The organism is Streptomyces sp. NPDC002156, assembly GCF_053593675.1.
Genome location: NZ_JBSFDA010000099.1, coordinates 14,944 through 37,863, shown reverse-complemented (window position 1 = coordinate 37,863; position 22,920 = coordinate 14,944). Strand labels below are relative to the sequence as shown.

25 protein-coding genes are annotated in these 22,920 nt (G+C 69.2%); 12 read left to right on the top strand and 13 right to left on the bottom strand.

Annotated features, from left to right (window positions below; genetic code table 11):
• The coding region (locus ACWCRB_RS32155; RefSeq protein ID WP_450999400.1) for a hypothetical protein at window positions 1-197 on the top strand (197 nt) is incomplete at its 5' end.
• 28 nt (window positions 198-225) lie between these two features.
• On the top strand, window positions 226-1,977 hold the full coding sequence (lysS, locus tag ACWCRB_RS32150) for a lysine--tRNA ligase (protein WP_450999399.1): 1,752 nt from the start codon (window positions 226-228) through the stop codon (window positions 1,975-1,977).
• Between the two features lie 78 nt (window positions 1,978-2,055).
• Here the strand turns inward: lysS and ACWCRB_RS32145 are convergent, their stop codons facing one another.
• The 3 genes from ACWCRB_RS32145 to ACWCRB_RS32135 form a co-directional block, all read right to left on the bottom strand.
• Window positions 2,056-3,462, bottom strand: coding sequence for a DUF2637 domain-containing protein (locus ACWCRB_RS32145; protein WP_450999398.1), 1,407 nt, complete (start codon window positions 3,460-3,462; stop codon window positions 2,056-2,058).
• Between the two features lie 79 nt (window positions 3,463-3,541).
• On the bottom strand, window positions 3,542-4,474 hold the full coding sequence (locus ACWCRB_RS32140) for a DUF3558 domain-containing protein (RefSeq protein WP_450999397.1): 933 nt from the start codon (window positions 4,472-4,474) through the stop codon (window positions 3,542-3,544).
• 151 nt (window positions 4,475-4,625) lie between these two features.
• Window positions 4,626-5,459 (bottom strand): DUF3558 domain-containing protein, encoded by an 834-nt coding sequence (locus ACWCRB_RS32135; RefSeq protein ID WP_450999396.1) that lies wholly within the window; start codon window positions 5,457-5,459, stop codon window positions 4,626-4,628.
• A gap of 217 nt (window positions 5,460-5,676) precedes the next feature.
• Here ACWCRB_RS32135 and ACWCRB_RS32130 point away from each other — a divergent pair, with 217 nt between their 5' ends.
• A complete protein-coding gene (locus ACWCRB_RS32130; RefSeq protein WP_450999405.1) occupies window positions 5,677-6,870 on the top strand; it encodes an RtcB family protein in 1,194 nt (397 codons plus the stop codon).
• A 42-nt stretch (window positions 6,871-6,912) separates the two neighbouring features.
• On the opposite strand, the gene ACWCRB_RS32125 is transcribed toward ACWCRB_RS32130, so the two are convergent.
• Entirely contained in the window at window positions 6,913-7,623 is a 711-nt protein-coding gene (locus ACWCRB_RS32125; protein ID WP_450999395.1) for a hypothetical protein, read from the bottom strand.
• A 436-nt stretch (window positions 7,624-8,059) separates the two neighbouring features.
• Here ACWCRB_RS32125 and ACWCRB_RS32120 point away from each other — a divergent pair, with 436 nt between their 5' ends.
• Complete coding sequence (locus tag ACWCRB_RS32120) at window positions 8,060-9,241, top strand: cytochrome P450 (RefSeq protein WP_450999404.1); 1,182 nt, start codon at window positions 8,060-8,062, stop codon at window positions 9,239-9,241.
• Window positions 9,242-9,268: 27 nt separating this feature from the next.
• Here the strand turns inward: ACWCRB_RS32120 and ACWCRB_RS32115 are convergent, their stop codons facing one another.
• Window positions 9,269-9,454 (bottom strand): hypothetical protein, encoded by a 186-nt coding sequence (locus tag ACWCRB_RS32115; protein WP_450999394.1) that lies wholly within the window; start codon window positions 9,452-9,454, stop codon window positions 9,269-9,271.
• Complete coding sequence (locus ACWCRB_RS32110) at window positions 9,454-10,233, bottom strand: SDR family NAD(P)-dependent oxidoreductase (protein ID WP_369036231.1); 780 nt, start codon at window positions 10,231-10,233, stop codon at window positions 9,454-9,456. Before ACWCRB_RS32110 ends, ACWCRB_RS32115 begins: the two co-directional genes overlap by 1 nt.
• Before the next feature lie 176 nt (window positions 10,234-10,409).
• On the opposite strand from ACWCRB_RS32110, the gene ACWCRB_RS32105 reads away from it, so the two are divergent.
• Window positions 10,410-10,847, top strand: a complete 438-nt coding sequence (locus ACWCRB_RS32105) for an ester cyclase (RefSeq protein WP_450999393.1) — start codon at window positions 10,410-10,412, stop codon at window positions 10,845-10,847.
• Window positions 10,848-10,859: 12 nt separating this feature from the next.
• Here ACWCRB_RS32105 and ACWCRB_RS32100 read toward each other — a convergent pair whose 3' ends face one another.
• Window positions 10,860-11,195, bottom strand: coding sequence for a YnfA family protein (locus tag ACWCRB_RS32100; protein WP_235475813.1), 336 nt, complete (start codon window positions 11,193-11,195; stop codon window positions 10,860-10,862).
• Window positions 11,196-11,348: 153 nt separating this feature from the next.
• On the opposite strand from ACWCRB_RS32100, the gene ACWCRB_RS32095 reads away from it, so the two are divergent.
• The gene (locus ACWCRB_RS32095; RefSeq protein ID WP_450999403.1) at window positions 11,349-11,822 is read left to right on the top strand and encodes a hypothetical protein; all 474 of its coding nucleotides are present in this window, start codon (window positions 11,349-11,351) and stop codon (window positions 11,820-11,822) included.
• 6 nt (window positions 11,823-11,828) lie between these two features.
• Here ACWCRB_RS32095 and ACWCRB_RS32090 read toward each other — a convergent pair whose 3' ends face one another.
• The gene (locus ACWCRB_RS32090) at window positions 11,829-12,605 is read right to left on the bottom strand and encodes an SDR family oxidoreductase (RefSeq protein ID WP_450999392.1); all 777 of its coding nucleotides are present in this window, start codon (window positions 12,603-12,605) and stop codon (window positions 11,829-11,831) included.
• 149 nt (window positions 12,606-12,754) lie between these two features.
• Between ACWCRB_RS32090 and ACWCRB_RS32085 the strand changes: the two genes are divergently transcribed.
• From ACWCRB_RS32085 to ACWCRB_RS32065, 5 genes are all read left to right on the top strand, one after another.
• Window positions 12,755-13,855, top strand: a complete 1,101-nt coding sequence (locus ACWCRB_RS32085) for an LLM class flavin-dependent oxidoreductase (protein WP_450999391.1) — start codon at window positions 12,755-12,757, stop codon at window positions 13,853-13,855.
• Window positions 13,852-14,430: an FMN reductase gene (locus ACWCRB_RS32080; RefSeq protein ID WP_450999390.1), complete on the top strand. Its 579-nt coding sequence runs from the start codon at window positions 13,852-13,854 to the stop codon at window positions 14,428-14,430. Before ACWCRB_RS32085 ends, ACWCRB_RS32080 begins: the two co-directional genes overlap by 4 nt.
• A 71-nt stretch (window positions 14,431-14,501) precedes the next feature.
• Window positions 14,502-15,251, top strand: coding sequence for a response regulator transcription factor (locus tag ACWCRB_RS32075; protein ID WP_450999389.1), 750 nt, complete (start codon window positions 14,502-14,504; stop codon window positions 15,249-15,251).
• Complete coding sequence (locus tag ACWCRB_RS32070; RefSeq protein WP_450999388.1) at window positions 15,252-16,652, top strand: HAMP domain-containing sensor histidine kinase; 1,401 nt, start codon at window positions 15,252-15,254, stop codon at window positions 16,650-16,652.
• 102 nt (window positions 16,653-16,754) lie between these two features.
• A complete protein-coding gene (locus ACWCRB_RS32065; protein ID WP_450999387.1) occupies window positions 16,755-17,468 on the top strand; it encodes a GNAT family N-acetyltransferase in 714 nt (237 codons plus the stop codon).
• A 27-nt stretch (window positions 17,469-17,495) separates the two neighbouring features.
• Here the strand turns inward: ACWCRB_RS32065 and ACWCRB_RS32060 are convergent, their stop codons facing one another.
• The 3 genes from ACWCRB_RS32060 to ACWCRB_RS32050 form a co-directional block, all read right to left on the bottom strand.
• Complete coding sequence (locus ACWCRB_RS32060) at window positions 17,496-18,074, bottom strand: DUF305 domain-containing protein (protein WP_450999386.1); 579 nt, start codon at window positions 18,072-18,074, stop codon at window positions 17,496-17,498.
• Between the two features lie 53 nt (window positions 18,075-18,127).
• A complete protein-coding gene (locus ACWCRB_RS32055; RefSeq protein ID WP_450999385.1) occupies window positions 18,128-18,559 on the bottom strand; it encodes a DUF6153 family protein in 432 nt (143 codons plus the stop codon).
• A gap of 82 nt (window positions 18,560-18,641) precedes the next feature.
• The gene (locus ACWCRB_RS32050; protein ID WP_450999384.1) at window positions 18,642-20,000 is read right to left on the bottom strand and encodes a histidine-type phosphatase; all 1,359 of its coding nucleotides are present in this window, start codon (window positions 19,998-20,000) and stop codon (window positions 18,642-18,644) included.
• A 202-nt stretch (window positions 20,001-20,202) separates the two neighbouring features.
• On the opposite strand from ACWCRB_RS32050, the gene nagZ reads away from it, so the two are divergent.
• Window positions 20,203-21,705 (top strand): beta-N-acetylhexosaminidase, encoded by a 1,503-nt coding sequence (gene nagZ / locus ACWCRB_RS32045; protein WP_450999402.1) that lies wholly within the window; start codon window positions 20,203-20,205, stop codon window positions 21,703-21,705.
• A gap of 92 nt (window positions 21,706-21,797) precedes the next feature.
• On the opposite strand, the gene ACWCRB_RS32040 is transcribed toward nagZ, so the two are convergent.
• Together ACWCRB_RS32040 and ACWCRB_RS32035 are read right to left on the bottom strand one after the other, a co-directional pair.
• Window positions 21,798-22,289 (bottom strand): PASTA domain-containing protein, encoded by a 492-nt coding sequence (locus tag ACWCRB_RS32040; protein WP_450999383.1) that lies wholly within the window; start codon window positions 22,287-22,289, stop codon window positions 21,798-21,800.
• Window positions 22,286-22,894 (bottom strand): SigE family RNA polymerase sigma factor, encoded by a 609-nt coding sequence (locus ACWCRB_RS32035; RefSeq protein WP_450999382.1) that lies wholly within the window; start codon window positions 22,892-22,894, stop codon window positions 22,286-22,288. Before ACWCRB_RS32035 ends, ACWCRB_RS32040 begins: the two co-directional genes overlap by 4 nt.
• Window positions 22,895-22,920 lie beyond the last annotated feature (26 nt).

Below are 22,920 nucleotides of genomic sequence, written 5' to 3'. Positions count from 1 at the left end.
GCCTCGTCCTCAAACGCCGGACGGGCTGGGGGTGCGGGCCGGCGCTGGGAGGGCGGGGGCGGGTGGGTGGGAAGGTCGCGCTGAACGGCCTCGTCCTCAAACGCCGGACGGGCTGGAGGGGGTCCCGGAAAGGCGTTTTCGTGGTTCTGGGGGGACCTGGGAGAATGGGGCTGTCAGTCGTCGACCGTACCGGCTGATCTTGAGGAACTCTCAGAAAAAGAGGACGTGCCGATCGTGGCTCAGAGCACCGAGACCACCGACTGGGTCTCCCGTTTCGCGGATGAGGTCATCGAGGAGTCGGAGCGTCGAGCCCCCGGCAAACCTGTGGTCGTCGCGTCGGGGCTCTCGCCCTCCGGGCCCATTCACCTGGGGAATCTCCGCGAGGTCATGACCCCGCATCTTGTCGCCGACGAGATCCGGCGGCGGGGGCGCGAAGTCCGGCATCTCATCTCCTGGGACGACTACGACCGCTATCGCAAGGTGCCCAACGGGGTGGAGGGGGTTGATGCGTCCTGGGCCGAGCACATCGGGCGGCCGCTGACCTCCGTACCGGCGCCGAAGGGGTCCGCCCATCCCAACTGGGCCGAGCACTTCAAGGCCGCCATGGTCGACGCCCTCGCTCAGCTCGGTGTCGAATTCGACGGGATCAGTCAGACCAGCCAGTACACCTCCGGTGCCTATCGCGCGCAGATTCTGCACGCCATGAAGCATCGCGGGGATATTGACGCGATCCTTGATCAGTATCGGACCAAGAAGGCCCCTGCCAAGAAGCCTCAGCAGTCTCAGAAGGCTCTTGACGCCGCTGAGGTCGACGCCGCCGAAGGGTCCGGGGCCGCCGCTGAGGACGACGGGAGTTCCGGGTCCGCCGGGTACTTCCCGTACAAGCCCTTCTGTGGTGGGTGCGGCAAGGACCTCACCACCGTCACCGCCTATGACGACGACACCACCGAGCTGACCTACACCTGCACCGCCTGCGGGTTCTCCGAGACCGTCCTGCTCAGCGAGTTCAACCGCGGCAAGCTGGTGTGGAAGGTTGACTGGCCCATGCGGTGGGCTTTCGAGGGGGTTGTGTTCGAGCCCTCCGGTGTCGATCACTCGTCTCCTGGTTCCTCGTTCCAGGTCGGTGGGCAGATCGTCGGGCAGATTTTTGGTGGCAAGCAGCCCATCGGGCCCATGTACGCCTTCGTGGGCATCAGCGGCATGGCCAAGATGTCCAGCAGCAAGGGTGGCGTGCCCACGCCCGGTGACGCGCTGAAGATCATGGAGCCGCAGATCCTGCGCTGGCTCTACGCCCGGCGGCGGCCCAACCAGTCGTTCAAGATCGCCTTCGACCAGGAGATCCAGCGGCTGTACGACGAGTGGGACAAGCTCGACGCCAAGGTCGCCGACGGCACCGCGCTGCCGGCCGACGTAGCCGCGCACGCGCGTGCGGTGCGTACCGCCGAGGGCGAACTGCCGCGTACGGAACGGCCGTTGCCGTACCGGACGCTTGCCTCCGTCGCCGACATCACCGCCGGTGCCGAGGACCAGACGCTGCGGATCCTGAGCGAGCTCGATCCTTCCGATCCGCTTGCTTCGCTGGATGTCGTTCGGCCTCGGCTTGATAAGGCCGAAGCCTGGATCAATACTCAGGTTCCCGCTGATCAGCGGACCATCGTGCGTAGCGAGCCCGACACCGAGTTGATCAAGTCCCTCGACGAGCAGGGGCGGCAGTCGCTGCGGCTTCTCGTGGACGGGCTTGCCAGTAATTGGTCCCTTGACGGGCTTACGCATCTTGTCTACGGCGTGCCCAAGGTTCAGGCCGGGTTCTCCGCCGACGCCACGGCCAAGGAACTTCCCGCCGAGATCAAGGTCGCCCAGCGGACCTTCTTCGCCCTGCTCTACCACCTGCTCGTCGGGCGGGACACCGGGCCCCGGCTGCCCACCCTGCTCCTCGCGGTGGGGCAGGAGCGGGTGCGGGTTCTCCTCGGGGAGTAGGGCGGTCGTACCTGTTGTGCGTGAGGGGCGCCCGGCCTGTGCCGGGCGCCCCTTCCGTCGTACTCGCGCCTCTGGGTATTACGCGATGTGGTCTTCCTGGAGTTCCGCCGTGTGGCGGTTGGTGAAACGGTTGACCATGCGGTCGGCCTCGCGCTGCGGGAGCTTGGTGCCGTACGTCGCCTCCACATCGCCCCTGAACTGGCCCGAGGTCGGGTAGCTGCCGTCTATCGACTTCTTGAACACCAGGTAGAAGTCCTCCTCCGTCGGCTCCGGGGGACCACCGCCCGCACCCATCTCACGGGTACGGCCAGGACCGGCCGGGATCGGGAAGGTACCGGTGTCCTCCGGGGACGGCTCCGGGGCCTCCTCCTGGGCGGAGGCCGGCGGCTCCTCGAACTGCTGCGGGAACGCCTGCTGCTCGAACCGCAGCCGCTCCTCGTACTGCTGCCGCTGCGCCTCGAACTGCCGCTGGGCCTCGTACTGCTCGGCCTGCTGCTGCTCCTCCATCCACTGGATGTAGGCGGGGTCGTTGGCCGGGTCGTAGGTCGGGTCGTAGCCGCCCTGGTACGCGATGGCCCGGGGGTCCCGCATCTGGAGCCACGGGTTCTGGGGCTCGGCGTAGGCCGGCTCCTGGGGGAGTTCGCCGCCTTCGGGCGCGGGGCGCTGCTGCGCCTGCTGCTGCGCCTGCTCCTGGGCGGGCGCCGCGTTGTTCTGTACGGCGGGAGGTGCGACCGCCTTCGCGACGGCGGGCTCCAGTTCCGGCTGCGGCGCCGGGGCCGGTGGCAGCAGGGCCGGTTCGATGCCCGCCGCCGCCAGGCCCGAGGGGGCCGTCTCCGCGAGGGGGACGCCGTAGCGGGCCAGGCGCAGGGGCATCAGGGACTCCACCGGGGCCTTGCGGCGCCAGGCCCGGCCGAAGCGGGCGTGCAGGCGGGCCTGGTAGACGAGACGTTCCTGCTCCAGCTTGATGACCTGGTCGTAGGAGCGCAGCTCCCACAGCTTCATCCGGCGCCAGAGGAGGAAGGTGGGGAGGGGGGAGAGGAGCCAGCGGGTGAGGCGGACGCCCTCCATGTGCTTGTCGGCCGTGATGTCCGCCATGCGGCCGATGGCGTGCCGGGCCGCCTCGACCGCGACCACGAACAGCACCGGGATGACGGCGTGCATGCCGACGCCCAGCGGGTCGGGCCAGGCCGCCGCGCCGTTGAACGCGATCGTCGCCATCGTCAGCAGCCACGCCGTCTGCCGGAGCAGCGGGAACGGGATGCGGATCCAGGTGAGGAGAAGGTCGAGGGCGAGCAGGACGCAGATACCCGCGTCGATGCCGATCGGGAACACGTAGCTGAAGTTCCCGAAGCCCTTCTGGATCGCCAGTTCACGGACGGCCGCGTACGACCCCGCGAAGCCGATCGCGGCGATGATCACGGCGCCGAACACGACCACTCCGATGAGCACCCGGTGCGTTCGTGTCAGTTGGATTGGCGCGGACACCCGTACTCCCCTCCCTGTGCGTGCTGTTGCGCGCAACAGGGTGGCACATGTGTGCGGCGTACGTATTGCGGAGACAAAGTCAGTTCTTCTTCGTTGCCGAAGAGGAAGGTGACGTGGAAGCGGACTTCGAGGCGGACGCGCTCGGCTTCGCCGACGAACTCGCCGAGGAGGAAGGGGAGTTGGAGGGGGCGGAGGTCGCCGCGTCCCCGTCGCCGTTCGTCGACGACACCTTCGCCACGGCTTCCTTGACCGCCTTCACCGCGGCCTTCGACAGGCTCTCCGCGCTCGGCGTCTTCTCGCCGGCGAGCCCGGCGCCGTTGTAGTCGAGGGTCACGACGACGTTCTCGACCCGGACGACCACCGTCTGCTGCCGGAAGGCGCCTTCCTTCTTCTTCAGGTCGTAGCGCACCGACGTCGCGTCGTCGCCCGCCCCGGTCACCGGCTCCGAGGCGACGTTCTTCGCCCCCGACACCGACTGGGCGTCGTCCACCTGGGTCTCGTAGTACGCCTGCGCCAACTCGTCGCCGGAACCACGCGTCGCGTTCGACTCGAAGCGCAGCAGGGACACGTTCAGCCAGCGGAACTGGGAGCCCTTCACACCGTTGTTGGTGAGGCTCGTCCAGGAGCAACTGCCGCGCGTGGACGTGTCGTTGGAGGAACCCTCCTTCCCCGACTTCACACCCTTCGGGACAAGTTCCTTCAGCGTCTTCGTCGTCAGCGCCGTACACGGCTCCGGGATCTTCTGGTACGCCGCCGCCTGCACGGTCGGAGACGCGCTCACCGTCTCGCCCGCACCGGTGGCGTCCGTGTCCTTCGCCGCGTTGTCGGCGGAGCCGGCCGACCCGGAGTCGGATCCAGAGTCGGAGGAGCAGCCGACGGCTACGAGGAGGAGTACGGGGACGGTGGCCAGGGCGGCGAGGGCGCGGCGCAGCCGCTTCGGTGCCACGGTGGCGGTCCGGCCGAGCCGGTCGTCTCGTTGGTCTCGCTGGTCTCGCTGTGCGGGTCGGTGCATGGTTCCTTCACTCATCGCGCTGTGGTTCCTGCGGCTCTCGGTTCCTGCGGTCGGATCGGGTCCGAGGGGCCACGGTACGCGGTGAGGGGCGCGCGGTGCCTGGCTTCACACCCATTGCGGAGGGCCGCCGCGAGGTCACGCAGGGCGCCTCTCAGTCGAACGCGCCGGCGAGCTGGGAGGCCAGTTTCCGCGCCCTGTCCTGCATTTCCTTGCTGTCCGGCACGGTGCCGAGCGTCGCCGGCTGCTCGACGTACTCGATGGTCACGATGACGTTGGACGTGCGGAACGCCACAGTCACCGTGCGCTGCTGGGCCGTTGAACCGGCGCTGCTCAGCTCGTCGTCGAGGAACGCCTCGTCGCCGAGACCGTCGAGGAGGCGGGGCTGGAGGGCGGCGGCGGATTCGGCGTCAGGGGAGGCGGTGGTGGAGGAGGTGGAAGCGGAGGCCGCGTCGGTGGGGGTGGCGGAGGGGGAAGGCGAGGCGGAGTCGGACGCGGACGCGGACTCGGTGGGGGTGGCGGAGACGGAGGCGATGGGGTCCGGCAGATCGGCGGCCACGACCTTGGTCGCGAAGAGGTCCGTCGCCTGGCTGTCGTCACTCACGGAGTTGTCGTACGACACGACCCGCTCGAAATCGACGAGGAGATGGTCGGTGGCGTCCGTGGACTCCACCTTCCAGCGGCAGCCGACCTTGCGGTCCGTGTTGTAGGTGAGGGTCGACTCGCCGTCGTACGCCTGCTCCTTCTGCTCCTCGTCCGTGAGCTGCGTGATGCCGGGCAGCAGCGAGTCGAGGGCGTCGTGACTGACCGCGCCGCAGGGCTCGGGGAGCGTGTCGTACCGGCCGGGCTGGGCCGCGGCGGTCGTGGTGCCGGTGTCGCCGGGCTTGGCGTCCTCGGCGGTGTCGTCGCTGCCCGAGCCGCCGGTGCAGCCGGCCAGCAGCGCCGCGAGGAGCACGGCGACACCGGGTACGTACGCCTTGCGCTGCACGGTCGGTTTCCTCTCGACGATGTGAACGATCTTTGCGGGGCGGTGCCGGTACCAGTGTCCCCGCTGGTTAATCGCTTGCCGCACAGGGGCGTCACCGGCAGACAATGTGTATCGCACGCACCACCGTGAACGCCGGTCCGGCATCCCTTTTCGTTGACCTTGGCGCCGGTTTTGCGATTTGAGACTTCTGTTGGTTTTTCTGGGGGATGAGGGCGTTATGTCGTACGTAGAAGTGCCGGGTGCGAAGGTTCCGATCCGTATGTGGACCGACCCGGCGTCGGTCGAGGACGTCGCGATGCAGCAGCTGCGGAACGTGGCGACCCTGCCGTGGATCAAGGGCCTGGCGGTCATGCCGGACGTCCACTTCGGCAAGGGGGCGACGGTCGGGTCGGTCATCGCGATGCAGGGGGCTGTGTGCCCTGCGGCGGTGGGGGTCGATATCGGCTGCGGGATGTCCGCCGTCAAGACGTCACTGACGGCGAACGATCTGCCGGGGGATCTGTCTCGGCTGCGGTCGAAGGTGGAGCAGGCTATTCCGGTGGGGCGGGGGATGCATGACTCTGCCGTTGAGCCTGGGCGGTTTCATGGGCTCGCCACTGCGGGGTGGGATGACTTCTGGGGGCGGTTCGACGGGGTGGCGGACGCGGTGAAGTTCCGGGAGGAGCGGGCCGCTAAGCAGATGGGGACACTCGGCAGCGGGAATCATCACCTTGAGGTGTCGCTCGATACTGAGGGGGCGGTGTGGCTCACGCTGCACTCCGGTTCGCGGAACATTGGCAAGGAACTGGCCGAGTACCACATCGGCGTGGCTCAGAAGCTTCCGCACAACCAGGGCTTGGTCGACCGCGACCTCGCTGTTTTCATCTCGGACACCCCGCAGATGGCCGCTTACCGGAACGACCTCTACTGGGCGCAGGAGTACGCGAAGTACAACCGCTCGATCATGATGGCGCTCCTCAAGGACGTGATCCGCAAGGAGTTCAAGAAGGCGAAGCCGACCTTCGAGACGGAGGTCAGTTGTCATCATAATTACGTGGCTGAGGAACGCTACGAGGGGATGGACCTGTTGGTGACCCGTAAGGGCGCGATCAGGGCTGGTGCAGGGGACCTCGGAATCATTCCGGGTTCGATGGGTACGGCCACGTACATCGTGAAGGGTCTCGGCAACGAGAAGGCCTTCAACTCGGCGTCCCACGGCGCGGGTCGGCGTATGAGCCGCAACGCGGCGAAGCGTCGCTTCTCGACGAAGGACCTGGAAGAGCAGACGCGGGGCGTGGAGTGCCGTAAGGACTCGGGCGTCGTGGATGAGATTCCGGGTGCTTACAAGCCGATCGAGCGGGTGATGGATCAGCAGCGGGACTTGGTCGAGGTCGTGGCGAAGCTGAAGCAGTTCATCTGCGTGAAGGGCTGACACGTGAGGCCCCCGGCGAAACCGGGGGCCTCACTCATTGGGTTACTGGTCGCTTGGCATGGGGACTTGGCCGGTACGCAGGCGCCAGGCGCGGAGGTTGCAGCTCTGAGCGGTTCTGCCGAGCGCTTCTGCCGCCGCCTGCGGGCTGTTGAGTTCCAGTAGGACCCGGTCCTCGCGCTCGTTCCAGCGGCGTTGCGTGTAGGCGGCCCTCATGCCGCCAGGGCGCGCCCAGTTCGCGAAGGAGTCGGCGGCTGTCTGCTTGCGCTCCAGGGACAGGCAGCCCGGGTAGTAGAGGTGGGCGGCCAGGTTCTGTGCGGTCTCCATCGTGTAGAAGACGTTGTAGATGTTGTCGCGGGTGTTGCGCTTGAGTAGGCGCTCGGCACCCGTGACCTGCTTTGCGTAGCTGCACAGGTAGGCGCCAGTGTCTGTGCTGGCAGTGGTGAGGGAAACGAAGGGGAAGCCCTTTCCTGTGAAGCCCACCGATCCGTCGGCGTCGATGAGGCCCCGCAGATAGTCTCGTTGCGCGAACTCGACGTGGGGCGGGCCGATTGTCTTTGACTTGCGGCCGTATGGCAGGCCGAGTTCATTGAGCCTGGTCCTGGCTTCGAGAGAACACAGGCTCCAGGTGGCTGAGTGCTGGGTCTCGGCGAAGTTCGTCGACCGCGTGCGTTCTGTGACGCTGCTGTAGTACGGCGTGAGCTTCTGGAACTTGCGCAGAAGGTCGATGTCTCGGACGTTGATTTCGACGCTCAACCGACCCTTCTTTCCGGGCCCTTGCCTTAGATGCCCGTCCGCCTGCAAGAAGCCGAACATGTACGCGTACTCCGGGACCGTGAGGTCCATGAACTGGTGGAACTGGTGAGCGCTAGGCTCGCAGTCAGCCACAGGGAAGCTCCACTTCCGTGTTGGTCAGGCCCTTGGCCGGGAGTGCCATCCCGGCCGGGGGCCGTCGTGTTGAGGTTGTGGCGTGAGCCTAGGTCGGGAGTTCTTCTGCCGTTCGGGTGATCGAGGATCACCACCCCTGTGGGCTAATTTGCATATAAGTCAATGTGACCTCGGCCACGGATGCGTGCCGTCAGGTTCCTGTCCGGGAATTGTCAGGAAGCCGCGATTCGATGGCGCAGCACGTCCTTGTCCCCCCACCACGAGGAGCGCCGGCGCCGTGACGACCCCCATCGCAGACTTCCCCATGCCCCGCGATTCCGCCTGTCCCTTCGATCCGCCCCCGGCGTTGCGCCAGCGGGATGCCGAGGAGCCGGTGTCCAAAGTGCGGCTGTGGGACGGGAGTACGCACTGGCTTGTCACTCGGTACGAGGATCAGCGGGCCCTCTACGGTGATCAGCGGCTCAGTGTCGATACGACCCGGGCCGGGTTTCCTTATCTCAACGAGGCGTTTCGGGAAGTTGCGGCCAAGACGCCGCCGTCCTTCCTGAACATGGACGATCCCGATCATGCCCGTATCCGGCGCATGGTGACCGCCCCCTTCGCCATCAAGCGGATCGAGGCGTTGCGGCCCGCCATTCAGCGGATGACGGATGAGTTGATCGACCGGATGCTGGCCGGGCCCAAGCCCGTCGACCTCGTCGAGGCGCTCGCGCTTCCGCTCCCCTCGCTCGTGATCTGTGAGCTTCTCGGGGTGCCGTATGAAGACCATGACTTCTTTCAGAGCAACAGCAAGGTCGGGCTGCGTCGGGACGTGACCCCGGAGGCCGTGCGGGCCGCCAGTGGGGCTCTATTCCAGTATCTGGACCGGCAGTTGGACCGGAAGATCGCCGAACCCGGCGACGACATGCTCTCCGAGCTCGGCGCGCGGTTCCAGGCAGGTGATCTCACCCGCCAAGAAGCGGTCATGCTGGGGCAGTTGCTGCTCGGCGCCGGGCATGAGACCAGCGCCAACATGATCGCGCTGGGGGTTCTGGCCTTTCTGGAGCATCCTGACCAGCTTGCGATCGTGCGTGACACCGATGATCCGAAGGTTCTCGCCAGTGCCGCGGACGAGATGCTGCGCTATCTCACGGTGGTCCACAACGGGCAACGGCGCCTGGCGCTGGAGGATCTGGAGATCGGTGGGCAGGTTGTGCGGGCCGGGGAGGGGGTCATCATCCCTGGTGCTACCGGGAATTGGGACTCCGGTCTCTTTCCTGAGCCCGAGAAGTTGGACATCACCCGTGACGCACGCCGTCATATGGCCTTCGGGTTCGGGATTCATCAGTGCCTGGGGCAGCCGCTCGCGCGGCTCGAACTCCAGGTGGTCTACGGCACGTTGTTCCGCCGCGTTCCCGAACTGCGGCTGGCCGCCGAGCTGGAGAAGATTCCGTTCAAGGACGACGGCATCGTCTACGGGGTGTATGAGCTGCCCGTCACCTGGTAACGGTAACCGGCAGCTCCCGCAGGGGAGTTACTTCGCGTGCTTCACCGCGTAGATCATCACGAACGCCACCAGGTGGATGCCGAAGAGGAAGTACGCGAGGTAGTACCAGACGTAGCGTTCGCGCTGCTTCTCCAGGGCCAGGAGCTGTTGTTCCTGCTCCCGGTCCCTGGCCTTGGCGTCCGTGTCCTCTGTGCCTTCCGTCGGGTCCGTCATCACACGTCCCGGTGGACCTTCGTGTTGGACGCCTGCGCGCGGGGGCGCAGGACCAGCAGGTCTACGTTGACGTGGCTCGGGCGGGTCACCGTCCAGGTGATCGTGTCCGCCACGTCGTCCGCCGTGAGGGGTTCGGCCACGCCCTCGTAGACCTTCGCCGCCTTCTCGGGGTCGCCGGAGAAACGGGTCAGTGCGAACTCGTCCGTCTTCACCATGCCCGGCGCGATCTCGATCACCCGGACCGGGGTGCCGACGATCTCCAGGCGCAGGGTCTCCGCGAGGACGTGGGCGCCGTGCTTGGCGGCGACATAGCCCGCGCCGCCCTCGTACGTGCCGTGCCCGGCGGTGGAGGAGACGACCACGATCGTGCCGTCGCCGCTCGCCGTCAGGGCGGGGAGCAGGGCCTGGGTGAGGTTGAGGGTGCCGATGACGTTCGTCTCGTACATCTGGCGCCAGTCGGCCGGGTCGCCGGTGGCCACCGGGTCCGCGCCGAGTGCGCCGCCCGCGTTGTTGATCAGGACGCCGATCGTCTTGAAGGCGGACGAGAATTCGTCCACCGCCTCGCGGTCGGTGACGTCCAGCGGGTACGCCGCCGCCTGGCCGCCGCTCGCGTTGATCTCCTCGGCCAGCGCCTCGATCCGGTCCTTGCGGCGGGCCGTCAGGACGACCCGGTAGCCGGCCGCGGCGAGCCGACGGGCCGTCGCGGCACCGATTCCGCTGCTCGCGCCGGTGACCACGGCGATGCGGGAGGCGGCGGACGGGGCGGCGGCGGTTGCCATGGGACTGCTCCTCAAGGTGCCTGGGTGAGATTGGGGTGCGGGTTCGCGTTGCCCAGGATAGGCAGGCGGCGGCCGGCCGGTGGCGGGGTGTCCGGAGGGTGGGCCTGTGCGGGGCTGCCAGGGCCCGGCAGCGGTGGGAAAATGGGGTGGGTGATCCGCGGCAACGGAGGTGGATCATGGGAGAAGCACGTGACGTCATGGACCGGCTCACGGAGGCGCTCACGACGACGCCCGACCTCAAGGCCGTCGCCGAGCTGTACGCGTCCGACGCGGTCGCCGTCACCCCCGACGGCGGGGAGATCCACGGGCGCGACAACATCGTCGAGTACTGGCGGCAGATGACCGACGCGATGCCCGAGGCGACGTACGAGTCCGTGCACTCGTACGAGATCGGTGACACGGCCGTCGACGAGGGTTACTTCACCGGGCGGAACACCGGGCCGATCCAGCTGCCTTCCGGCGAGCATCTGCCGGCGACGCAGAAGGAGGTCCGGGTCCGGGGGATCGACATCGCGACGGTCCGGGACGGTCACATCGTCGACTACCGGCTCTACTTCGACCAGATGGAGTTCCTGGGGCAGCTCGGGCTGCTGCCGCCCGACCCGCTCGGCTGAGGAGGTCCCGGTTCAGTTCCCTCGCGGGGCGTACATGATCACGGCCATGCCCGCGAGGCAGATCAGGGCGCCCGTCACGTCCCAGCGGTCGGGGCGGTAGCCGTCCGCCGCCATGCCCCAGGCCAGTGAACCGGCGACGAAGACACCGCCGTACGCGGCCAGGATGCGGCCGAACTCCGCGTCGGGCTGGAGGGTGGCGACGAACCCGTACGCGCCCAGGGCCAGCACGCCCGCGCCGATCCACACCCAGCCGCGGTGCTCCCGTACGCCCTGCCAGACGAGCCAGGCGCCGCCGATCTCGAACAGGGCGGCGACGACGAACAGGGCCACGGAGCGCAGGACGGACATGCGGGCAGCCTCGCATGTCCGTTCACCCGGCATGTCGGCTCACCCGTCACTCCGTTCACCGTCACCTGTTGGAGGGCGCCTGTCGGGCGCGTCAGGTGGGATACATCCCTTCGACGACGGTGACGGTCTTCTGGGCGAGGAGTGGGCATGGGTATGCGGGTCTGGGTGCGTGGGCTGGTGGCCGGTGCGATGGCGGTCGGTGTGGTCGGGGGCGGGGGCTTCGCCGGGGCCGACACCGGTGAGCCCGAGGCCGATCTCGCCTATCACGGGTCCGTCTCGCTGGATCGTGGGCGGATCGATCTGCGGGTGACGCCGCGCAATCACGGGCCGTCCGCCGTTGCCGACGCGACCGTGCGGCTGACCTGGTCGGCCCCGCTGGCCGCCCGGCAGCAGCTGCCGGACGGGTGTGCGCGGCTCGGGGCGCGGGTGGTGGTGTGCCGTACGGGGGCGCTGGCCGCCGACGGTGTGGGCGAGCAGCTCGGGCTGAGGATGCGGCTCCAGGGCATGCCCGCCGAGGTGACGCTGGAGATCGGTACGGTCTGGAGCGGCGGTGTCGTGGACCGCAACCGGGGCAACGACCAGCAGCGTGTGCTCGTCCTCGACACCGGGGACGCCTACTACTTCTGACCTCCCCTACGGTTTCCGGCTCGCGCGCGGCGTCACCGTCACCTCCGGGATGGTGCCGCCGCAGCGCAGTACGGCGTCCAGCGTGCGCAGGAACTCGGACACGTCGAGCAGGTCGCCGCTGAGATAGCCGCGCTGCCGCCAGACCGGGACGACCTCGGCGGCGTACGTCATGTCCCAGCCGTTGTTGAACTCGGTGCGGGAGTCTCCCTCTCCGCCGCCGCAGTCCCTGACGACGAACCGGGTGAAGCCGACGTCCGGGTGTTCGACGCGGTACGCCTCCACCAGTTTCTCCAGGGCCGCCTTGCTGACGTGGTAGCCCGCGAACCCCGGCCAGGCGGGGGTGATCGAGGCGCCGACCGTGGAGAGGTAGACGGCGGTCCCGGCGGAGGCGGTGAGGTGGGGGAGCGCGGCGTTGGTGACCAGGGCGGCGCCGATGACGTTCGTGTCCATCACGCTGCGCCAGGTGTCGGCGTTCGTCTGCTCTATGGGGGCCAGGGGGCCGATGCCGGTCGTGTAGACGAGGGCGTCGATGCCGCCGAGTCCGGCGGCGGCCTCCTCGATCGCCGCCCGGCAGGAGTCCTCGTCGGTCACGTCACAGGCGATGGCGAGTGCGTCCGGGCCCGCCTCCTTCGCCGCGTCGGCCAAGCGGTCGTGTCTGCGGGCGAGCAGGGCGACGCGGTTTCCCCGGCCGCCGAGGTCGATCCCCGCGCAACGGCCCAGTCCGCTGGACGCGCCGACCACCACGACTCTCATCGCACTCGTCGGGCTCAGTGCATCCGCCATCGCGAGAACCTCATTCTCTTGATATGGAAATCTCCCTCCGTCGAGTTCTAGCACGGGGTGGAATGCCTGCGGAATACCTCGGGAAGGGGCGCGGTTGTCGCACGCGGACGCTATAGTTGAAGAGTAAACAACCTGGAGGGTGAGCGACCATGCAGTTCGGGATCTTCAGCGTCGGCGATGTCACACCGGACCCGACCACGGGACGTACGCCGACCGAACGCGAGCGCATCAAGGCCATGGTCGCCATCGCGCTCAAGGCCGAGGAGGTCGGTCTTGACGTGTTCGCCACGGGTGAGCACCACAACCCGCCGTTCGTGCCCTCGTCCCCGACGACGATGCTCGGGTACATCGCCGCGAAGACGGAGAAGCTGATCCTCTCCACCTCCACCACCCTCATCACCACCAACGACCCGGTGAAGATCGCGGAGGACTTCGCGATGCTCCAGCACCTGGCCGACGGGCGCGTGGACCTGATGATGGGGCGCGGCAACACCGGCCCCGTGTATCCGTGGTTCGGGCAGGACATCCGGCAGGGCATCAACCTCGCCGTCGAGAACTACGCCCTGCTGCGCCGGCTGTGGCGCGAGGACGTCGTGAACTGGGAGGGGAAGTTCCGTACGCCGTTGCAGGGGTTCACGTCGACACCCCGGCCCCTGGACGACGTACCGCCGTTCGTCTGGCACGGCTCGATCCGCTCGCCCGAGATCGCCGAACAGGCGGCCTACTACGGCGACGGCTTCTTCCACAACAACATCTTCTGGCCGGCCGACCACACCAAGAAGATGGTCGAGCTGTACCGCTCCCGGTACGCCCACTACGGGCACGGGACGGCCGAGCAGGCCATCGTGGGGCTTGGCGGCCATGTGTTCATGCGGAAGAACTCGCAGGACGCGGTACGGGAGTTCCGGCCGTACTTCGACGTCGCGCCGGTGTACGGGCACGGGCCCTCCCTGGAGGACTTCACCGACCAGACCCCGCTGACCGTCGGGTCCCCGCAGCAGGTCATCGAGAAGACGCTGGCCTTCCGGGAGTACGCCGGCGACTACCAGCGCCAGCTGTTCCTGCTCGACCACGCGGGGTTGCCGCTCAAGACGGTGCTCGAGCAGCTCGACCTGCTCGGCGAGGAGGTCGTGCCGGTGCTGCGGGAGGAGTTCGCCAAGGGGCGGGCTGCGAGCGTTCCGGACGCGCCTACGCACGCGTCCCTGCTGGCCGCCGCGCAGAAGGAGCAGAAGGAGGAGGCTGCGGTATGAGGCTCGTCGTTGTCTCGGCGGGGCTGAGTGTGCCCTCGTCCACGCGGCTGCTGGCCGACCGGCTGGCCGCCGCGGTGGGCCGGCAGGCGGACGTCGACATCCAGGTCGTGGAGCTGCGCGACCTCGCCGTGGAGATCGCGCACAACTTCACCAGCGGGTTTCCGGGGCGGAAGCTGGCGGAGGCGCTGGACGCGGTGACGGGGGCCGACGGGCTCGTTGTCGTCACCCCCGTCTTCTCGGCCTCCTACAGCGGGCTGTTCAAGTCGTTCTTCGATGTGCTGGAGAAGGACGCGCTGGTGGGGAAGCCGGTGCTGGTCGCCGCGACCGGTGGGTCGGCTCGGCACTCGCTGGTGCTGGAGCACGCGATGCGGCCGCTGTTCGCGTATTTCCGGGCCGTGGTGGTGCCTACGGCCGTGTACGCGGCCTCTGAGGACTGGGGTGCGGAGGGGCTGCCGGAGCGGATCGAGCGGGCTGCGGGGGAATTGGCGGGCCTGATGTCGGGAGTGCGGGGTGCTGTGCCCGCGCCCGGGCCCGTTGTGGTGCCGTTCGCCGAGCGGCTGGCGGCGTTGCAGTGACCCTTGGCTCTCCCGCCCGCCCACCCCGACAGTGAGAGGCGAGTAAGAGCCCCCCTTGGCACACTGGGCGGGTGTCCCAAACTGTGCTGCTCGCTGAGGACGACCGTGCCATCCGCCACGCCCTGGAGCGGGCCCTGACCCTGGAGGGCTACCGGGTCACCGCGGTCGCCGACGGGGTCGAGGCGCTCGCGCAGGCGCATCGCACCCCGCCGGACGTGCTCGTGCTGGACGTGATGATGCCCGGCATCGACGGGCTCCAGGTGTGCCGGGTGCTGCGCGCCGAGGGGGACCGTACGCCGATCCTGATGCTCACCGCGCTCGTGGAGACCGCCGACCGGATCGCGGGCCTGGACGCGGGCGCCGACGACTACGTCGTCAAGCCGTTCGACGTCGAGGAGGTCTTCGCCCGGCTCCGGGCGCTGCTGCGCCGCACGGGCATCGGTGAGCAGCGCCCTGCCAGGGGCGCCGCCTCGGCCGACGTACGCGCCTCGCACGTGGCGAAGGAACCCGCCGTTCCCGAGCGGCAGCTCGCCGCCGCCGGGCTGCGGATGGATCTCCAGGCGCGGCGGGTGTGGCGCGGGGCACGGGAGCTGGAGCTGACCCGGACCGAGTTCGAGCTGCTGGAACTGCTCGTGCGCAACGCCGGGATCGTGCTCGACCACTCCACGATCTACGACCGTATCTGGGGCTACGACTTCGGCCCGGGGTCCAAGAACCTCGCCGTGTACGTCGGTTATCTGCGCCGCAAGCTCGACGAGCCGGGCGCGTCGCAGCTGATCCACACGGTGCGAGGCGTGGGTTACGTCCTCCGGGAGGACTGAGTGACCTTGCGGAGGGCGGGACTGGCCTCGCTCCGGACCACCTTCGCCGTGTCCTTCGCCGCGGTCGCGGCCGGGGTGACGGTCCTCGTCGGATTCCTGTCGTACGACGCCGCCGCGCGGCTGGTCCGGGTCGACCAGCAGTCCGCCTTCGCCGAGGTCGTGCAGGACCTCCAGGACGAGGTGCGGCACAACACGATGACCCCGCAGGACTTCTCGTCGTCCGAGCCGGGGCACGACATCGTGCGGCCCAGCCGTACGGATGTGCAGGTGCTCGGGGCGGGGGGTGAGGTGGTCGACAGCGGTAGTCCGGCGCTGCCGGTGACCGCCGAGGACCGGCGGATCGCCGCCTCGCCCGTTCCCGGGCTGGCCGAGCAGTACAAGGACGTCGAGGTCGGCCAGGACGTCTACCGCATCGCGACCGTCGCGCTCGGCGACGGGCGGGGTGCTGTGCAGGTCGCGCAGGAGTTCAGCGACACGGAGGATCTGCTCCGCGAGCTTCAGCAGCGGACGATCCTGATGGTCGTCGCGGTCGTCGTCGCGGCCGGGCTGTTCGGGTGGTGGCTGGCCCGGCGGATCACGCACCGGCTGCGGATCCTCGCGTCCGCCGCGGAGGATGTCGCCCGGACGCGTCGGCTCGGTATCCAGGTGCCGGTCACCGGGTCCGACGAGGTGGGGCGGCTGGGCCGGTCCTTCGACCGCATGCTCGGTCGGCTCGCGCAGTCGGAGGAGGACCAGCGGCGGCTGGTCCAGGACGCGGGGCACGAGCTGCGTACGCCGCTCACCTCCCTCCGTACGAACATCTCGCTGCTGCGCCGCATCGACGAACTGCCGCCCGCGACCCGGGAGGAACTGGTCGCCGACCTCGCCCTCGAAGCGCGTGAACTCACCGATCTGGTCAACGAGTTGGTGGATCTGGCGGCCGGTCAGTCGGACACCGAGCCCAAGCAGCGGCTCGATATCGCCGATATCGCGGATGAGGTGGCGGTGGTGGCGCGGCGGCGGACTGGGCGGGAGGTCGTCGTACGGGTGGTCGGGGACACCTCCGCCGACGCGCGGCCGGCGGCGCTTCAGCGGGCGATCTCCAACCTTGTCGAGAACGCGGCCAAGTTCGACCGGGGTGGGACGGCGCCGATCGAGATCGCGGTCACTGGGGCGGAGCGGGGGCGGCAGGGGGCGATTCGGGTGGAGGTGCTGGATCGGGGGCCGGGGGTTGCGGAGGGGGATCTGTTGCGGTTGTTCGATCGGTTCTATCGGGCTGCTGATGCTCGTAGCTTGCCTGGGTCGGGGCTGGGGTTGTCGATCGTGCGGGAGGTGGCTATCGCGCATGGTGGGGCGCCGTTTGCCAATCGGCGGGAGGGGGGTGGGGCGGTTATTGGGTTCACTGTGGGGGGTGGGGGGTGAGGGGGGTGTGGTTTCGGTGGGTGGGTGGGCGAGTGCGGGTGCGTTGTGGCTGGTCGCGCAGTTCCCCGCGCCCCTGGGTGGGTGGGGGCGGAGCGTGACGTGATGGCAGCGCATCTTGTGTGGGCCGAGCAGCGCGGGGTCGATGGGCGGCCAGGGCCCGGTGTGCGGGTTTTTCGGCTGGGGGCTGCCGTTGCTGTGGCCAGTCCGGGGTTGTCCCGGCGGGATCGGGTCGTGGTCGCGGGGGAGGCCGACGACGTGGTTCCTCTTGTGCGGGATGTGCTGGCCGAGGTGGGGCCCAGTTATCGGCCGTTCGGGGAGGCTCGGTTGATCGAGGCCGTTGTGGCGGGGGTGCCGGGGCTTGTGCCGTTGGCGCCGTTTTTGTGGATGGAGACCGGATTCCCGGCCGCCGAGCCTTCCCCTGGCCCTGATGTGCGGTGGCTGGATCGTGCCGACGAGCGCGAGGCCTGTGCGCTCTTCGATCTCTCCTTTCCGCACTCGCACGCTCAGCCCGGGCGGGTCGGAGTGCGTCGCTGGGCCGGGGTTCGTGATGCGGGCGGCGGTCTTGTCGCTGTGGCTGCCGATGCCTGGTCCGGGGGCGGGTGTGGGCTGTTGGGTGGGGTTGTCGTTCATCCCGGGGCGCGGGGACGGGGGCTGGGGGCGGCCGTTTCCCGGTTCGTCGTGGAGGCGCTCGTACGGGACTACGGGCGCGCCGCGCTCGTGGTGGACGCGGACAACGCGCCCGCGATCGCCGCGTACGAGCGGATCGGGATGCGCGGGGCGTTGTTCGGGGCGGCGGCGGTGAGCCGGCCGACCTGAGCGTCGTCGGCCGGCTCACCCGCGGTGTCAGCTCTTGCCGAGGAGCTTGTTCATCTCGGTGATCTCGGCGTTCTGGGTGCGGATGACGTCGTCGGCCATGGCGGTGGCGGGGCCGTACGTGCCCTTGGCCTTCTCGGCCGTGGCCATCTTCACGGCGCCCTTGTGGTGCTCGATCATCATGGCGAGGAACGCCTTGTCGAAGTCCTCGGCCGCCGAGCCGTGGTTCATCTCCGGCATCGCCTCCATGCCGGGCATCGACTCCGTCGACGTCGGGACGTCCTCGCCCCACGTCTTCAGCCAACCGGACATGGTCGCGATCTCCGCTGTCTGGGCCTTCTCGATGCGGGCCGCCAGGGACTTGACCTCGGCCGACGAGGCCTGCTCCGTCGCCTCCTCCGCCATCTCCAGGGCGCCCTTGTGGTGGGGGATCATGCCCTGCGCGAAGGTGACGTCCTGGGCGTTGTGGTCCTCGGTCTTGCTCGCGCTGTCGGCGGCGGCACCGCTGCTCTCGCTGCTGTTGCCGTCGTCGCTGCCGCAGGCGGTGAGCGTGACGGCGAGCGCGGCGGAAGCGGCCATGACGACGAGGGTCTTGCGGGTCTTGCGCATGCTGGAACTCCTGCTGTGGGGAAGGGAATTGAGGCGAGGTGGGACTCGTGCCTCTAGATCCGCAGGAGTTGGAGTTCGGCCAGGGACGGTGGCGCTCTGGCGCCCTCGGGTGACGGGGGCAGGGAACGGCGGGCACCGTCCGCCAGTACCGGGGCGTCGGCCGGGTCGGGCGTCAGGGCGGGGAACGTGTGCCCCGCCGGGACGGCACCGGACGCGCAGGTCGCGTCCGCGTGGTGGGCGTGGCCGCCGGGGGAGGCGGAGCCGTGGCAGACGGTTTCTTCGGCGGGCCCTGCCTGCATGCTCATCGGCTCGGCCTGGTGGTGGCCGCTGCCGTGATGGGCGCCGCTCGTCATTCCGCCGCCCGGCGCGAGGCCGTGCATCGCGACGACCCCCGCCAGCAGCCCGAGCACGACGAACGCACGCGCCCACCAGAACGGCGGATGCGTGTGCTGCGGTCGCTGTGCGCGGGCTGTCACGCGGGCCATGCTAGCCCGGCGGGCGGATACGGATACCGGGTACCCCTATATCCGTCCCCGGTTCCCCATTCCCCGCCCCTTCGGCCGTACGTCAAGAAGTACGGCCGAAGCAGCGCTCCAGCTCATCCAGGTCGTAGAACTTGCTGCCCTTCGACACCGGACGGCAGCCCGCCTTGAAGGCGGTCTCCTTCTCGTTGTAGAGCATGCGTACGAGTGTGGTGTCGCCCTTGCGGAACACGTCCCACTGGATGTTCGAGGCCATCGGCGCCACGGCCGCGCCCCGCCACGGGTTGCTCGCGTACGTGTACGGCTTGGCGGCGGTCACCCCCTGCGTACTGCCCGGCAGGCCCATCAGCGCGGCCAGCGGGATGATCTCCTCGGCGTGCGTGAAGCGCAGTTCGGCGCCGAGGGTGTTGGTGCCGCTCTCGGCTCCCTCGGCCTTCTTGAAGAAGTCGTCGAGCAGAACGTCCGCCATCTTGTACGTGATGTCGCTGTCGGCGAAGCCGGGACCCTTCTCGTAGAAGTCCTCGGCGTCGCTCAGGTACCCGAACCAGGCGGCGTCCTGCTGGGAGATGTACCGGTTCATCTGCCAGCCCTTGCCGTCGGGGCTCTCGTCGCTCATCGCCGGGGCGATGCCGTACAGGTTGTAGACCGCCTCGGCCGCGTCCACCGCGCTGCCGATCGACGAGAACTCTCCGTCGACGATGCGCTGCGTGAAGGACCGCGTGAAGATCTTCCGCAGTACGTCCGAGGCGGCGCTGTGGGTCTTCGGCTGGTCGGTGATCGACTTCAGGGTGGCCGCGAGACGCGTGTCGTTCGCGATGTAGGCGCGGTAGGCGGCGCCGCCGTCGGCCTTGTGGAAGTAGAGCAGGTCCTTGTCGGTGCGGGCCGCGCCGATGAGCGGCTTCAGCGCCGGGTCCGTGGCCGCGAGGGTGTCGGCGAAGAGCTGTCCGCTGTCGACGGCGCGGCCCTGTCCGGAGCTGACGACGTCGATCCTCTCGCCGTTCGCGGCGATTGCGTCGAAGAGACCCGGCAGCCGCTGCTCCATGCGTACGGCCGTGCCCGCGATCTCGCTCTTGCCGCGCCCGCTGAGGTTGCCGTAGCCGACCTCGGACATGGCGGCGAGCAGGGCCCGTACCTTCGGGCCGAACTCCTTGCCGCGCGCGGTGAGCTGCCCCTCGCTCTCGGCCTGGTCCCACAGCTTGAGGATCAGGTCGCCGTCCGAGCTGTCGGTCGCGGCGCGGGAGCCGTGCCGGGAGACGTTCTCCGTGAACACCGGGACGAAGCCCTTCGGGGGCTTCTGGTAGCTGCGGAGGTTCTGCTGGGGGGCGTACGAGCCCTTGGTGCCGTAGCTGTCGGCGGTGGTGGAGCGGTCCGCCGCGTGGGCGGGAAGCGTGGTGGCCAGCAGGGCGCACAGAGGTGCGGCGAGGGCGACGGTGGTGCGTTTCATGCGCGCATCGTGGGTGGCGTGGGTGAACCCGCGACGTCCGGGGCATGGCGGGGGTGGGGCGTATTGGGCATGTGCGGGGCAAATGACCACGGAGAGTTTTGGTTGATTGATTCACCTTGTGCTGGAGTTTTGGTGACTTCTATCATCTAAGCCTGCCCGCGAGACCCCGCGAGACGAGACCCAGAGGCCCCCGATGACGTCGATGCAGCAGCCCGAGCACCACCTGCCCGTCGATCTGCCCGTCGATCTCGACGAAGCCGTCCACCGGTGTCTCGTCGCCGGATTCGACGGCACCACCGGCGTCCCGGGCACCCTCAAGCGGCTCATCGACCGCGGCCTCGGCGGCGTCATCCTCTTCACCCGCAACGTGCGCGACGCGGACCAGCTCCGCCGGCTCACCGACGAGCTGCGCGCCCTGCGCCCCGATCTCCTCGTCGCCATCGACAACGAGGGCGGCGGCATCGGCCACCTCGTCGCCGCGGGCGCCCCCGAGGTCCCCGGCTCGTACGCCCTCGGCGTCGTCGACGACCCGGACCTCACCGCCCGCTGCGCCGACGCCCTCGCCGGTCATCTCGTCTCGGTCGGCATCACCGTCTCGTACGCCCCCGTGGCCGATCTCCAGCACCACCCCGACAACCCGATCGTCCGCACCCGCTCCTTCGGTGCGGAGCCGGAACTCGCCGCCCGTCATCTGCGCGCCTGGATCACGGCCACCGAGGCCCGCGGTGTCGCCTCCTGCGCCAAGCACTTCCCCGGCCACGGCGGCACGGTGACCGACAGCCACCACGAGATGGCGGTCGACCGGCGGTCGTACGACGAGATCCGCGCCGACGTCGAGCCGTTCCGGGCCGCCGTGGCCGCGGGCGTGCCGATGCTGATGAGCGCGCACGTGGTGTACCCGGCGCTCGATCCGGAGCGGCCCGCGACCCTCAGCCGCCGCATCCTGAACGACCTGCTCCGCCACGACCTCGGTTTCGACGGCGTCCTGGTCAGCGACGCCCTGGAGATGAAGGCGATAGCCGACCGGTACGGCGAGGCGGCCGGCGCCCGGCTCGCCCTCGCCGCGGGCGCCGACCAGGTGATCGTGGCCGTACCGGACCTGGCGGTCACGCTGGCCTGCCGGAACGCCGTGATCGAGGCGCTGCGCGACGGGATGCTCCCGGAGGAACGCGTACGGGAGGCCGCCGGGCGGGTGCGGAAGCTGGCGGAGCGGTATGCGGGGGTGGTGGCGGAGGGCGGCGCTGTCCGGCCGTGGGACGCGGAGGCCGGGCTCGACGCGGCCAGGCTGGCCGTACGGGGTGCGGGAGCCGGTGGCTTTCCCGGGCTGCCCGGTGCCTATGTCGTCGACCTGTTTCCGCCGCCGCATCCCGCGCTGAACTGGGGCGGCGAGGATCTGCTGAGCGAGGTGCGCGCGCTCGACCCCACGGCGGTGGGCGTGGCGCTGAACGAGGCGCCGGTGGACCAGGCGGCCCTGGTCGCGGGCGTGCTGCGGCGGGCGGCCGGATCGCCGCTGGTGGTCGCCACGTCGGATGCCGGGCTGTACCCGTGGCAGGCGGAGCTGCGGGCGGCGCTGGTGGCCGGGCGCGGGGACGCGGTGCGCGTCGACACGGGACTGCCGGAAGGCGGCGCCCTGTGTTCGTACGGGCGCGGGAAGGTCAATCTGCGGGCGCTGGCCGAGGTGCTGGTGGCAGGCGCCGCCCTCTGAGGCTGCTTCCTCTGCGGCTGCCCCCGTTCCTTTCGGTACCGGCGCCGGTACCGAAAGGAACGGAAACAGAGACGTGACCTCTCAGGGCGCGGTCAGTCGGAGCAGAGCAGCAGGTTGATGGTGGCGCCGATCGGCACGGCGGTCGGGCTGTGCGGGGAGACCCCGATGATCGTGTCGGGCTTGCCGAGGTTGTGGCAGCGCGTCTCCTTGACCGTGCCGGGCTTGAGCCCCAGCTCCACCAGCTGCTCCTTGGCGGACTCCAGGCTGAGGCCCTTGAAGTCGGTCTTGCCCGTACTACCCTCCAGCACGATGTTCGCGTCCACCGGGTCGGCGGGCTGCTGCCCGCCCGAACCGCCGCTGCCCGCAGTGGCCAGGGCGGTACCGCCGCCGGCCAGCAGGAGCGCGGTGGCGAAGCCCGCTATGGCGGTGGTGGTCCGCTTGCGGCGGCTCTTGCGCACGATGCCCGCGGCGTCGAAGGCCGGGGCGTCGGCGGAGTTCGCGAAGTCGTTCATGGCGTTCACCAGTTCCTCTTCGAAGGGGGTGCTACCGGTGCAGCCGGACGCCCGTGGGTCGTTCGAGGTCATCGGGTTCCTTCCGTGGGCTGCTGCGGTGGCTGTGGTGAAGGGTCGGAGCGTGCGGGGAACTGGCCTCTGAGCTTTCCGATTCCGCGGGCGAGCTGGGACCGGACAGTGCTTTCCGAGATCTGCATGTCGGCCGCGATCTCGGCGTCGGACAGATCGTGGAAGTACCGCAGCACCACCACCGTCCGTGTCCGCATCGGCAGCCTCTGCAGGGCCCGGACCAGCTGGTCCCTGCTGTCTACACGGCCGTACTCGTCCCCCGGAGCCGCCCGGTCGCCGGTGTCCTGGTGCGGGACCGGTGAAACCAGCGGGACCGTGCGACGGAATCTCCGCCACCGGTCGTTGGCCAGGTTCACCATGATCCGCCGCACGTAGGCGTCCGGAGCGTCCTTGGCGGCGATCGTGCGCCACTTCCGGCAGGCCCGCTCCAGGGTCTCCTGGACCAGGTCCTCGGCCGCGTCACGGTTTCCCGTAAGGACGAGGGCACCCCGGAACAGCGCGCCCGACCGGGCGGCGACGAAGCCGGGGAAGTCCAGCTCCGCCAACTCGGGCTGGGTGCCGACCTGTTCGCGGCCTGCGCCCAGCTTCCACTCGGTTGCCAGATCCACACGCTCCTCCCTTCCTGTCACCCCTC